At 52.9% G+C, this 13,841-nt stretch carries 10 protein-coding genes; all 10 read right to left on the reverse strand.

The window, feature by feature from the left end:
- Positions 1 to 12: 12 nt before the first annotated feature.
- The gene (locus AC0YNV_RS36350) at positions 13 to 912 is read right to left on the reverse strand and encodes a carbohydrate ABC transporter permease (RefSeq protein ID WP_475772423.1); all 900 of its coding nucleotides are present in this window, start codon (positions 910 to 912) and stop codon (positions 13 to 15) included.
- Positions 909 to 3,365: a DUF5696 domain-containing protein gene (locus AC0YNV_RS36355; protein ID WP_475772424.1), complete on the reverse strand. Its 2,457-nt coding sequence runs from the start codon at positions 3,363 to 3,365 to the stop codon at positions 909 to 911. The genes AC0YNV_RS36350 and AC0YNV_RS36355 overlap by 4 nt, the downstream gene beginning before the upstream one ends.
- A 17-nt stretch (positions 3,366 to 3,382) precedes the next feature.
- On the reverse strand, positions 3,383 to 4,003 hold the full coding sequence (locus AC0YNV_RS36360) for a Yip1 family protein (protein ID WP_475772425.1): 621 nt from the start codon (positions 4,001 to 4,003) through the stop codon (positions 3,383 to 3,385).
- Positions 3,984 to 5,447: a gluconolactonase gene (locus AC0YNV_RS36365; protein ID WP_475772449.1), complete on the reverse strand. Its 1,464-nt coding sequence runs from the start codon at positions 5,445 to 5,447 to the stop codon at positions 3,984 to 3,986. The genes AC0YNV_RS36360 and AC0YNV_RS36365 overlap by 20 nt, the downstream gene beginning before the upstream one ends.
- Before the next feature lie 17 nt (positions 5,448 to 5,464).
- Positions 5,465 to 6,298: a carbohydrate ABC transporter permease gene (locus tag AC0YNV_RS36370; protein WP_475772450.1), complete on the reverse strand. Its 834-nt coding sequence runs from the start codon at positions 6,296 to 6,298 to the stop codon at positions 5,465 to 5,467.
- A gap of 31 nt (positions 6,299 to 6,329) precedes the next feature.
- Positions 6,330 to 7,202, reverse strand: coding sequence for a carbohydrate ABC transporter permease (locus AC0YNV_RS36375; protein ID WP_475772451.1), 873 nt, complete (start codon positions 7,200 to 7,202; stop codon positions 6,330 to 6,332).
- 32 nt (positions 7,203 to 7,234) lie between these two features.
- A complete protein-coding gene (locus AC0YNV_RS36380) occupies positions 7,235 to 10,135 on the reverse strand; it encodes an extracellular solute-binding protein (RefSeq protein ID WP_475772426.1) in 2,901 nt (966 codons plus the stop codon).
- 102 nt (positions 10,136 to 10,237) lie between these two features.
- Positions 10,238 to 11,614 carry an ABC transporter substrate-binding protein gene (locus tag AC0YNV_RS36385; protein WP_475772427.1) on the reverse strand — a complete coding sequence of 459 codons (1,377 nt, stop codon included), beginning with the start codon at positions 11,612 to 11,614 and terminating at the stop codon, positions 10,238 to 10,240.
- Positions 11,615 to 12,841: 1,227 nt separating this feature from the next.
- Positions 12,842 to 13,147: a hypothetical protein gene (locus tag AC0YNV_RS36390; RefSeq protein ID WP_475772428.1), complete on the reverse strand. Its 306-nt coding sequence runs from the start codon at positions 13,145 to 13,147 to the stop codon at positions 12,842 to 12,844.
- 18 nt (positions 13,148 to 13,165) lie between these two features.
- A complete protein-coding gene (locus AC0YNV_RS36395; protein WP_475772429.1) occupies positions 13,166 to 13,831 on the reverse strand; it encodes a hypothetical protein in 666 nt (221 codons plus the stop codon).
- Positions 13,832 to 13,841 lie beyond the last annotated feature (10 nt).

A 13,841-nucleotide genomic window follows, 5' to 3' on the forward strand; every position in this document is an offset into this window, starting at 1 on the left:
TCACGCCTTTCGTTAATCGTAGTAAAAGACTTTCCTCGACACCAGGGCGCCGACCACAATCAGAATGACGACGATGACGAGGAAATAGAGCCAGGACATTGCCGCGCTCAGTCCGAATTCGAATTGCTTGAACGCCGTATCTTGAATCATCGTCGTCATCTGGTTGTTCGTAAACGAATCGATAATGGAATAAATAACGTTGGTCAGAATGAGCGGGCTTACCATCGGGAAGGTTATTTTCCAGAACGATTCATATCCCGTTGCCCCTTCGATCTTGGCCGCTTCGTAAAGCGGAGGCGAGATGGACTGAAGCCCGGCGAGGAAAATCAGAATCTGCACGCCGGAAGAACTGATGATCTCATAGATACGGTCCACCGCGCCCAGCAGATAACCCGCCACCACCTGGTTCAAGCCGGAGTCGAGAAGCAGCCGCCGCAATTCGAAGCTCTTGAGCACGGCAACCTCCGATACGGACGATGCAGTCGTCGTTCTCATCATTTGCTGCAGAAAATCCGAGCTGTCGATCAGCACCATAACCCCCGAAGTCAGGATGACGGGCAGAAAAAAGACCGACCGGAAGAAGCTGCGCCCGATAAATTTCTGATTCAGCAGTGCAGCGACGATCAAACTGAAGATGACGATGAGCGGTACATTCACGACCATGTACACGACGGCTTCCGTCAGATTTCGGTTGAAGTCCGGATTGACGGTCAGAAGCGTTTTGTAATTGTCCGCGCCCAGGTGGTTCAGCGTAAACCCGGTGGCCGTAATTTCAAGCTCGCTCAGGCTGTAGCGGAGTGATTGGAACAGCGGGAGTGCGAACAGCAGTACGAAACCGATCAGCCATGGCAGGATGAACGACAGGCTGAGCAATGTCCGCTGCCGCTCCAGCGGCATATATTTCCGTTTCATTCGACCACCCCGCCTGTCTGATAGCTCTGCGCCTCGATGCGGCTGCCATCGGCGATAACCGCTTGTTTGCCGTAATTGACGGTAATCGTTTTACCGTTTCCAAAGGTCGTGCGGTACACGCGTTCCCCAAGCTTCTCGTGCCTGACGATCGGCTCGCCCCGCACGTCCCTGAGTACCCCGTTGATTTCCTTGTACATATCGGACGCGATTTCGATCCATGGCTTGTAATTCAACGAATACAGCCGGTCGTACGCCGTGTTTTTGACCGCCGACGACTCTGCGAAGCTCCACTCGAAGTGGATGCCGGAACCCGTCTCCAGCGCCTTGAGCAAATAGCCTTTGGCATCCTGGTTTCCAGCCAGATTGAGCGGCTCGGGCGCATAATCGTAATAGCCGTGAAGGACGATCTGATAGAAGGGCACCGACTCGTCCGCAATATGAAACATGCTGCTTGCCGTCGGTACATTGACGACGCTCTTCACATACGGAAGAACGACTGCGTTGGCGCCGGATGCCATGACGTCGCCGATGCTCGAGCCGATCATTTCCGTCTGCGCCTCGATCGCTTCGGCCGATTGCTGCCTGTTGACTACATGATCGTTCCGGAAATCGGAATGGACCTGCTCGCCAATATCCCGCAGCGAAACTCCCTGCAGGGCGAGCTCGCCGTACGACTGTAGAAATTCGGCCGCGACCGGCGCCAGCCTGTTCGGAGACAACAGGTATTTAGGCGATTTTAGGGGATCGGGCACGAATACGGCCGGGCTGTACGGGTAAAGCACGGCCGGCTTGCGGGTCAGTAGCCTGGCGGCGTCCCGTTTTTGATTGAAGCCCCCGCCTTTGCGATTTACGTTCTGCAACGCGACGTCGGGATAGAAGCCGACGCCTTTCTCCCGCAGGTTGTCCGCCAGCATGCGGAATCCGCGCATGCCCCCCAGTACTCGATCGACGGATATACGCGACGGAAGCGTATGGTCGACGCCGCCGTTGAACCAACCGACATAGCGAAGCTTGATGCCGCCGACCTGGCGACTTATCAGCTCATCCGTCAATCCTTTCGCCTGCTCGAAGGTCGTGAGCGCCGTCAGCGACGTGTACGGAAATCCGAGAAACGTTTTGCGCTTCTGTATAGATCCGACGACGCTCAGAAAAAATGGCGCATTCGATTGGCTATCCAGCTTTTGCAGTCCGTGCTTAGTGATCAGGTAGTCCCGGTAATAGCCGGCCATTCCATCATATCCGGAAGCTTCCCCGTGCAAAAAGGCGTACCTGAGCACCAGGCTGCCGTCGTAACCCGGCGTCTGGTAGAGCGGGGCCACCTTCGCCGTCTCCCCTCCCTGCATGACCAATTCGTCCCTCGCGAACAGCGTAAATCTGACGTTGACATGATTGTAATCGCTCCTCGTTCCGCGGATATCGGCTTCGATCGAGGCAAGCGCGTCGCCTTCCTCGATGATGCCGATCCATCCGCTATCCCCCTGTTTCATGCCGAACACCGGCAGCCGGGTCGTCTCGGTTCGCTGCACCTGCTCCCGGAGGACGATCGATTTGTCCGTTCCATAGACCGGAAGCAAATAGGGCTGCACGGAAGTCTTCCCGTTGTTCAATTCGATCAGCGCGCCTGAACCGTCCGGGACGAACATGTAGCCGTCTGCGGTATCGTCCGCTGCCCCGAAGAAGGAAAGAACCCGTATCCAGTTGAGCGGCTGGTCCGGGGGAGATTGAATCTCTCCCGCTGCGACCGTAACGAGCAGGTTGTCGCCGTCGAGCGCATACTCGATCGGAACTGTATACGTGGGATTGCCGCCCGCCCCGCCTTCGGTCTGATTCGCTTCGTTGTCGAAGGCCAGGTCCTGTTCGGTATAGCCGACATCCTCAAGTGCCTTTAGCAGCCGGTCTACGGTGACTTTGTTCTTCGCGATATCTCTGCGCTCATACAAATTCTGCTCCGGTAGGAGCTTGTAGTAGGCCTCGATTTGCTTGCGTAGCGATTCATCGGCAATTTTGGCCAGAATCAGCGTTTCGAACCGCTCCTTGCTGATTCTGGCGGGGCTCGATTCGACCCCCCTCGAAGCGTCGCCGAAGGTGAAGGCGATCTTGATGCCGTTCTCCGTCTTGGTGGCCTCGAATTGCTTGTTCACGATGCTGTCCGTATAATTGTTCATCACGATGGACTGTCCGCTTTTGTCCAGATAGGCGATTTCCAGCTGGGCGTCCTGCACACCCCTGCCCTCCCTGCCGGGCGGATTCGAATACCATATGTCGCCCGTATGTTTGTCCCTAACGGCGATTTCTGCCGTGTCCCGGTTCCAGAACAGCGTCATCCGACCGTTATCCGCCGCGGGCTCCATCCCCGAAAAGGCGGGGGCGGCTGCGGCTGCGTGTCCCGTCAAGGGTGAAAGCAGCCCCGCCAGGAGGAAGACGGTAACGGTTATGTTAAGCCAACCTCTCATTTACGCTCCCTCCGCTCTCACATTCTAAAAGTCAATTCCTGGTAAATGGTTATGACGAATGCGGCGATTTGTTGAATGAAGCTGAAAAACAGCAGGCCGAGAAAAATGATGATGCCTATTGCGACGAACGTCAGCAGGATCGTAACAATCGTCTTCGTTACCGTATATTGGTGTACCGTCATCGTCCCCACGAACAGCAGCCACACGAACCAAATCATGGCGATATTGTTAAGAATATAGTAGAACGCGCTCTCTTCGGTGGTGATGGCGTTACTGAACAGCAGCTGAGGAATATACACGATAATCAGCGGCACAACCGCATAGCCGGCCGCCATCACGATTTCCTTGAATTTGCCTTCGCCGTCCATCAGCGTGGTCAGGGACCAGTTGGCTATGCACCAAAGCAGGAAGGGCAGCACAATGAACTGGAGCTCATCCAGGCTGTTCAGCGTATACGGATTGTTGTAATTGACGATGTATCCCGTATACTGCCGCTTCAGGATCGATACGACCGCAAGCAAAAGAATGAAGAGAAGCGACAGCTGCAGCTTCCCCCGGTTCTCGTACTTCAGATCCCAATAGCCCTGGAAAGGATGAAAGATCAAATAAAACGGAAATTTAATGTACGCTGCGAGCATCGGTTTTCGCCGCCCCTTTCCGTTTGAGTACCAGCCTGCCGCAGACGAGCAGTGCGGCCGCAGCAAGCAATGTCGTCAGAATAGACCCCAGATGCTCGCCAAGCAGTTGTTTGCGGTAAGCCTTGAACGCCTTCGAATAATTCATCCGGCTTTCGCCGAGCTTGAAATAGTGTATGGCTTCCTTGTACTGGCCCTGCTTCATCATCGATTTGCCGATGCCAATATAGGCAATCTCATAGTTCGCGTTGAGATCGGCGACATGCTTCCAGGCCGAAGCCGAGGCTTCGTCATTGCCTTCATAGTTGTGCTTTACCGCTTCGTTTACACTTCTGCCGAAGACGGTAGGCTCGAACACGGTAACCAGACCCGGCCCCTTGTCGAGCACCAGCAGCCCTCCGTCCAGCGTTTCTAGTGCGGCCGGCGCCTCGAATGTCCCTGTCTGGCTGCCCGGCTGTCCTGTAATATACAGCAGATTGCCTTCCTCGTCGTAGGTGAAGACGCGGTTTCGATTCGTGTCTAGCACGTGGAAGATGCCATAGTCCTCAACGTCCACGTCGGCAAAAATCGAATTGCCGGCATACCGGGAAGTAAGTCCACCCGTCATTAGCTCGCCGAGAGGGTTATCGTAGCCGTTCCGGCGCATGACGTCATTGCCGGTCGGATTCAGTCTCTGAACGGGCTTTTCGGAATTATAATCCGGCGTGGTGACATAGACGAAACCGTCGGCATCGATATCCATGCTGTTGAACTCGACCGGAATGAACCGCGTCATTTGTTCACGCTGCTCATTGGTCGAGAATAACCGTTTCCAAATATAGTCGAGCAGGTTGACCCGTACCGGGTTGGTACCCATAAAGCCCTGGAAAACGCCGTCCGCGTCGAACTCAAGGAGTCCGTCGAAGCTGCCGCGGCTAACGACGTACAGGCGGTCCGCCAGATCAACGGCCAATTTGACCGGCGTATATTGAAAGTTTTGCCGCAAAACCTCGGACTCCGGCGGCCCAATCACCCGCAACAGACGTCCGTCGAGGCTGATGACGACAATGCGCTTATTCCCGGAATCGGCGACGTAGATTTCGCCCTTCGCTGTCGCGAATACGCCCGTCGGACTTTGGAAGCCGTCCTCTGTCCCGCCGTTGTCGAACGACGAGATGACTGCCTCCTGGTTCCAATTCCGGTCCGCGACGACGATGCGGTTGTTCCCGGTGTCGGCAATGTAGATGCGTCCGCTGCGGTCGACATACATGTCTTCCGGCTGATTCAGCGGGCCGGCGTTCAACCGGACGCCATCGATGACCTCGATCGCTTCGTAGGCAAGCGGAGATGCTACGGCTTCTTTCCAAGCCGAATAGTTATACCCTCCGTACGGACTCGCGGACACGTACGGGACTGCAGCTGTGCCAAAGAGTAGGAGGGACAGCAGCAGTGCGAGGGATTTGGGCATGCTCACATTTGTCCCCCCTAATCCTTCATGCCGGAAGTGGCCATGGTTTGGATAATATTGCTCTGCGACAAGACGAAAATCGTGATCGGCACGACCATGAGCAGCACCGCGACGGCTGCCGCCGCGCCCGCTCGGGCAATGCCGCCGGCCAAAATTTGACCCACCGCATAAACCATGGTCTTCAGCTCTTCGCTGTAGATGAACATTCCTCCGTCGGTGCCCCATAGCTGCTGGAATAGCAGGATGATCAGCGTCAGCCACGCCGGCTTGACAAGCGGCATGATGATCGTCCAGAAAATGCGGTACTCGCTGGCGCCGTCGATCTTGGCCGCTTCGATGAGCGCGTCCGGAATCTGTTCCATGAACTGCTTCATCAGATACAAGCCGAGGGAAAAGGCGAACGACGGTACGATGATCGAGGCGTAGCTGTCGATCCAGCCGAGCCAGGACATCGTCATGTAGTTCGGAATGGTGGTAACCGCTCCAGCGAACATCAGTGACAGCACGGTCATCGTAAACAGCGCTCTGCTTCCGGGGAAACGGTACTTCGCCAGCGGATAGGCGGCGGCGGATGCCAGGATGACGTGTCCCGCCGTACCGACAACCGTAATAAAGACGGTGTTGAATATATATCTGCTGAACGGCACCCATGAGCTGGCCATGAGCCGAAACAGATCAACGAAGTTGGTCAGCGTCGGATTGCGTACCAGAAATCGCGGCGGGAACAGAAACAATTCGTCAAGCGGCTTAAATGCGTTGCTCACCGCATAGGCAAGCGGAAGCACCATAAAGCAACCGAAGCCCGCGAGCACAACCAGAAACGCCAGGTCCCCGAAAATCGACCGCTGCATGCCGTTGCTTCTTCTGGACAGCAGCTTCATTCTACTCACCCACCCTTCGAAGCAGCTTCTGCGTGATGAGGTTCGAACCCAGCATCAGGAAGAACAGTACCGTCGCAATGGCGGACGCGTAGCCCATCTCGAACCGGATCGTGCCGAAGTCTATCAAATGCGTCACAATCGTGTGCGCAGCGTAATCGACGCTTGGGAAGCCGGCGAGATTCATCGCGACGTCAGCGACGGCGAAGGAAGCGGTGATCTGAATCACCGCGCCGAACATCAGCTGGGGACGCATGGAAGGCAGCGTAATATACCATAGTTCCTGCCACCTGTTGCGAACCCCGTCCACAGCCCCGGCTTCATAGAGCGTTCGATCGATGCCCTGCAGACCTGCAATGAAAGCCAGAAAGCTCGTTCCCAGGCTGAGCCACAGCTGGACCAGTATAACGATGCCCAACATATATTTCGGATCCTGCAGCCACAGAATCGGCTCATAGGTCATGCCCGTCTTCATCAGAAATCCGTTGATATAACCATACTGGTCGCTGGAGAACATGATTTGCCAAATAAAATAGACATTCCCCGATATCGAAGGCGCGTAGAATACCAGCGTCATCACGGCTCGGACTTTGGCCGGCAATTCGTTGATCAGCCAGGCGAACACGAAACAGGCGATGTAGCTGAGCGGTCCGGTGACGGCCGCAAAGATGATCGTGTTCTTCAGACTGATGATAAATACTTCGTCGTGAAGCAGTAGCCGGACATAGTTGTCCCACCCGATCCAGCGGGGGAATTCCAGCATATTGAAGTACGTGAAGCTCAGAATCACCGAAATGAGGACCGGGAATACGGTGAATATGAAAAAGAGTATGAAATAAGGGCTAAGCAGCAGGTACTGATGCTTGTGCCGTTTCATCTGCAGCCACGTTTCCCGCAACGTATTTCCTCCTATTCCGTGGGAAGCTGGAATTCATTGCGTTTGATCCTGATTTCCTCATTGATGAACTGGACATAATCAAGCAGCGTCTCGCGCGGGTTCACGGCATCATTAACCACCTTCCGCATCGCGTTGTTCAAATGTCTGCCGGTGAAGTATCCTCCGGGCACTTCCGGGATGCCGCGGACCCATTCCCACTGTTCGGACAAATGCCCGTAATCCTTCACGGGCCAGGGAAGCTCCTTCAGCGCCTCGATATTCGCCGTAGGATACCGCGCCGCAGCGCCCATCAGACCTTCCATCTCCCGGCCGAACATCACCTGCGTATCTTTATCCGTCCACCATTTCATAAAGGCCCAGGCATCCTCTTTATTCGCCGCGTCGTTCAGCATCATGACCGCGGACTCGGTACTCGCCGCATCCCGCCGGATGCTTCCGTCGGGCTGCTTCGTGCCCGGTACGGGAACGAACTCCCACATCCCCATAATCTCGGGCGCAAATACCGACAACTGGTTGTACAGTGTGTAGTCGGCGATGCCGATCGGCATTTCGCCGGTCCGGAACCGGTTGACGAAATCGAACTGCAGCGGCAGCTTATAGCTGGAATAAAAGTCGGACCACCGCTTGAAGGTCTGGACGCCGATATCGCTGTCCAGGTCGCTCGCGAGGCCGTTATCTCTGTAGAAGCTTCCGCCGTTCTGGTAAAGAAGCATCGCGAACGTATGGTTCGGATACATCTGGTTCGGCAGCGTCTCGGCAGGCAGGCCGAATTCCATATGCTTTTTCTGCAACACGGGGATCATAGTCCTAACGTCGTCCCACGTTTCCGGCACCTCCAGGTTCAGTTCGCTTAAGATGTCTTTCCGGTAAAATAGCATGCTAAAGGTTTGCTGCTCGGGAAGCGCATAGACGCCGCCGCCATATGTGAACGGTACGAGAGCGCTTTCCCGGAACCGCTTGGAAACCTCCAGAAAATCCGGAAAATTCGTCAGATCGTACGACGCATTGCGCATGCCGTAGTTAACCGGTATGTCGCTGCCGAGCTGCATCGCAACGTCCGGCCCCATTTGGGCCAACGTAGCCGGCAGCAGCATACCCATCTGCACCAGCTTGAGGTTGACTTCAATGCCCGTATTCACCGTAAACGTGTCGTCGATCATCGATTTCAGCACCTGCGCCTGGTCCCGGCCTGTGCCGATCCATACCTCGACGGCCCCGGCGTCCGACTCGTCTCCGATCGCATCATAGTTTTCGAAAAAAGAGTGGTAAAAGGCCGACAATTCATGGCGGACGGTGCGGAACCAGGAGGCTTCCGCTTTGGGCAGCTTGCTGCCCGGCGACGCCACGATCAGATAATCGAGCTCTAGCGGCTGCTCCTTCACCTGCAGCATCCAGGTGCCCAGACCCCCGACATTGGTCTTGAACCGGTCCAACCGCTGAGGGATCGAATCCGGCCGTTCGGCCATATCCCGAAGCTGATAGGCGGTCGTATTGAGGATCGCCACCTTGTCGCTTTTCTCCCCCGTCTCGCGCTGCAAGGTGCCCGCGATTGCGGATAACCGTTCGCTCTCCTTGAGCAGCGTGTCGGCCAGTCCCGGAATTTGGTTGTCCAGCTCGTAATCTCGCAGTGTATCCGGCGTGGATCCCGTTATCATCAATATTTTTCGATACAGCTCGTTCAGCTCAAGTACGCTTGCTTCCACTTCCCGGATCAGCTCGGCCATATCGCCGAGCGTCACCTCGAGGGCGAGCTCGTGGGTGCCTTTGCTCAAATAAAACAAATACGGCTCCTCGCCTCCGAGTACGTTCATGCTCCAGTTACCGTCATATTTGAATTGAAGGTTGTCCGCTTCCCGGAACGGCAGCTCCCTGTCCACGGTCAGCCTGCGGGTAGAGTACACGCCCCGCAGTAGGTTCTGCCTGCTCTTCAGTGCAATCTGATACAGTCCGTCCTGGGGAACCTCCACCTTCCAACTGATCCGCTGGTTCGGCATCCGCCAGTTATTCCCGCCGATCATGTTGATTCTGATCTTCGACACGTCGTAAGGCTCGGTAGCCGGCGAGATACGGTCGTTCAGCGGGTATAGCATAGGGTCCGATTTGGCTGCCGCATCTTCCGCCTGCACCTTGACCAGCACCCCTTTGGTTTTTGCGTACCCTTTCGCATTGTATTGCTCGACGACGGATGCGTAGTCCAAAGCCTCGGTCTCCCGGTAGATTTCCAGGCGGTCAATGAGCATCGGCTCCCGAAGCGAATGAAGACTGATCGTATGCTTTCCTTTGGACAAGTAAAAGAGATACGGCCCGTTATAGTAGCCGTCCGACGCTTTAAAGAGCGAGAACTGCCAGTCCGGCTTCTCCTTCTGGCGCGGGCGCAAGTCGTTGCCCCGGCTATCCCGGTCGATCTCCTCTTGCTCGTTCACCCAGATTCGGGGAAAAACAAGCCGGTCGCTTCCGCGAAACGGAACTTTTTCGTCGATGCGTAATTCCCGTTCGATCGAGGAGCTCTTGCCTTCCACTGCATAGTAGCGGATGCCGATGTTGTACAGTCCGTCATTCTCAATCTCAACTTCCCATTCAACCGAACCTGACTCCTCCGTCAGCAGGGATTCTCCTTCGGCGCCGCCATAGGACGCATTGTCTGCGACTGCCGCATTCATCCCGTCCGCTCTTGAGAATGCTTCCCCTTCAATCATCATCCGGATGTTCGGCCGCTCGGCCGATTGGTGGGCATTCAGATAGCTGTCGTAGCTGTCGGGGGCCACGAATCCGGATACGTCCGACGGTTCCGAAACAGGCTCGACCGTCGACTCTGAATGGATGGCTCCCGCCGGATGCAGCAAGACGACGACACCCAGACAGAGCAGGACAAACCGTTTGATCGGATTCGATCGCATCCCATTGTGCTGCAAGTGAGTCCCTCCTCCACTAGAGAAAAGAAAATACACCCGGCATTCAGTTGGGTTGGACGAGCGTTATACTCGTCTCCATGCAGGGTGTATTTTTCGTTCGTACTATTGCTTAAGGATACTGTCGATATCCGCCTGCACTTCATTTTTAATTGTCTCGACGAGTGTCGCCGGGTTTTGCTCGCCGGTCGCAATCGCATCGAATTGGCCGTTGAACAGCTCGTTGATTTTAGGGAAGCCCGCTCCCATGTCGATGACAAGTGAATCTATCATCTTTTCGTGGGTCTCGATGTCTTCCAAGGAGTTGAATTGCTCTTCACCCCAGGAACCAGCGCCCGTATCTTCGTACGTATTGATCTCTTTCCATATCTGCATCACCGCCTCGGGATCTTTCACGCCCTTGGGCAGATACCACATGTTCGGTGTTGCCGAGAAAGACGTGTACTCGTCCGCTTGCGGACCTTTCGGAAAGAACACGAAACCGAAATCGTCTGTCAGCTTCTCCTTGAACCCGTTGCCTTCATAGGACGAGCCGATTTTCATGGCCCCTTGACCGGTTTCGAATTTGGGGCCGCCGCACATCGGACAGTCCCCTTCACCCGGCGCGAACACTTTATCTGAATACAGCTGCTGAAGGAACGTCAGAGCCTCGACGGCATTCGGTTCATTGCCAACGAATTTACCGTTTTGTTCATCGAAAACATGGCCGCCGTTGCTGATGATCAGCGCGTAAGCAAGGTCGCTCGGACCGTTAGCGATGCCCCATTGATCGATTTGGCCGGTACCTTTCGTATCCTTAGTCGCCGCTTTCGCGATTTCACGGAATTTCTCCCACGTCCACGCTCCGCTTTCCTGAAGCTCATACAGATCCGGGAGGCCTTCACGCTCGAAAATCCCCTTGTTGTACCAAACTCCTGTTCCGCTGTCCACATTATCCTTAAAGAAGCCGTACATTTTGCCTTGATAGCCGCCCATCTTGCGGACATCTTCCGGGAACCAACTAACATCCATAAGATCGTCCAGCGGCTGAATCACCTCTTTGACGATAAGGTTGGGTTTCGCATGATACGGCTCGAACCGGACGATATCCGCATAAGGCTCGCCGGCGAGAACCGATGTCGTCAGCTTCTCGACATTTTCGCCCCAAGGCGTTTCCGTAAATTCGATTGTGATATTATACTTTTCTTCCACTTCGGCGATTTTTTGGCGCCGCGTCTCAGAATCCACGTCATCTCCGGTCGGATAGTCATTCCACCACGCATCGAATTTGATCGTCCTGCCCGAGAGGTCGATTGCAGGCACCTGCTCTTCAGCAGCCGTTGCCGGATCGCTTGCGACGTTGTCGGTCGTCTGCCCGGTGTTGTCCTGCGCTGCTTCGGTATTGCCTGTATTGCCGGTGTTCTCTGTGTTGGTTCCGCCGCTGCACGCTGCAATGCTCATGAGCAAAAAAATAGCGACAAAGATACTAGTAAACGCTTTCACTTTCACCAACCACCCCTTTCCGATTTGTTTTTTTCAAGGCGCAAGCAACACGAAAATTTCTCTCTTTATCAAGGCACTGATGGTACACCAATTTATTTAAAGTATAGTTATCTCCAACCGCTTCTAGACCCAATTTGACTAAATAGCTGAATCGCCAATGTTGAGTTCTTTGTTTTTAATAAATCTAGATGCCCATTATCATCAATAACTATTTTTGCACGAAACCTTCTATCAAATAAATTCGATCCTCCTTAGACTTTCGCCTGAAAAGCTCATACATGCGCCCCAATCCTTGTGGCTTGCTGCTATAGTAATCTGCCCGGTAACGTAACGATAGTTTCAACACATTCCTTATGTATTGAAAAAAAACCGCCACCCAGTTAGGTGACGGTTACGCATTGAGCTTGCTGGATAACTTCGATTTTAGAAGTTTAAATATCCAATTTATTATAATAGGGAGGCTCAAGATCGCGACAGCAAATAATTTGTCCTCCCACCCCTCGATTGATCCAGAAAACAATGCCATAGCAATCATCCCATAAATCGCTAATCTAGTAAGCAAACCAAGCAAGTTTCTCATAGGATAAAGAAAACTGGCTACGGCCACTACTATTAAAAAATCCGTCCACGAATGCATAAACTCCCCCCTTCAGTTCAGGTAACCACTTAACTAATTATACTACCAATATTTATTCTTTATTTCATTAAATTCTCGGCTTTGAAATGACTTCTAAGTGCCTTGCTTATGATTTGCGATGTGGTACGTGTCTTTTAATCCGCTGCTCTTTGCTAATTCCATTAGAACCTTAGCAACATCTACCTCCTAATATCTTTTGCTGGCTCATTCAACAGCATCCTCCGCTTCTTCCAAATTGATCAAAATATGGTATTAATATTTAATCTCCTTAATAAACATGTTCCAGTATAAAGCACTTGGATAGCTGACCGCTTACCCCGACCTTACTTTGCGTGCGCTCGCCAAGCCAACAGTTGACTCCGTCTGCATCCAGATGTAGTGAATTGTAGCGAACCTACAACCGCCCGGAAGATTCCGATGGTCGAGAATATTGAACGATACGTCTCCGGGTTCTGGGGGGTTGTTTACGCTACACCTTATCTGCCTCGAATCAATAACGACTATGAACATTTCCCACCTGACACGAGCTGTCTTCGGTTTCACCGTGCCCAGATAATCTCTGCCCTCGCCGATCGCGCGTGGCCACTTTATCACCCTGTATACATTTTTTCTCGAGACATATCCGCGGCGACTTCTTGTGTTTCCACATCACTTGCAGGTTTCTTCTTCAAATGATCGAAGTTGCCTTTCTGAATTTCTTTGATAAGGTCCTTAATGTTAAGGCCATGATCATCCAGAACAAGGATTGTTTCCTCGATATTCTTCACTTTTTGTTGACGCTCCAACTCCTTGATCTGTTTTGCAATTTTCTTTAATTCTTCCTCGATTTTTTCTTTTTTCTTAGTCAATGTTTCTTCACGTTCAAACAGCTTCATTAATTTTTTATCTTCGTCCATCGAAAGCCCTCCTAATCTCTAACAATCGTAATAATCATGCTTATATCGAATTTGTTTATAAAGAAGATACAAAAGCGCAAGCAGCGCAGCAACGGCAAAACCAATGAGAACATTAACGGCAGGATAAATTGAACCCCCGCTAGAAGTAGATGGTTTAATAACATCTGCTGGCGCTAGTACGTCTTTCACAACTTCGGGAACGGACACACTATTTACTGCCGATCCCTCCGGTTTTGTTTCGGTAACAGGCTGTGTGATTTCAGGTTTAGGTTCCGTTTTCACTTCTGGCTTTTGAACGTTAGGCTTCAAAGCAATTTGTAACGGAAATTTGGCTGCATCCCCTTCATTTATCACAATCTGTTCAGGGGCAGTAATATTAAAGTCACTGGCATTCTCACCCACGACACTAATAAAATCGACCTTATAAGTCCCGGGCTTAATTTCCTGTGAAGATAAGTAGCTATTTGCCCTAACAAGCCGGGCCATCACGTTTTCTTGCTCAACAGATGTAAAATTAATTAGGATCGTACTATCAAAACCCTCGGGAACTGTAGCCGTTATTTCAAGCATACTCACGGTATCGATACTCGCTGGCGGTTGATTAGTGACTTCTTCGGCAAATACCGGAATCCCTGCAAAGCTAATAAAGAGGAAAACAAAAAGTACCGAAATAAGTATTCGCATAATAAACACC

The organism is Paenibacillus sp. JT31N11, from assembly GCF_056269285.1.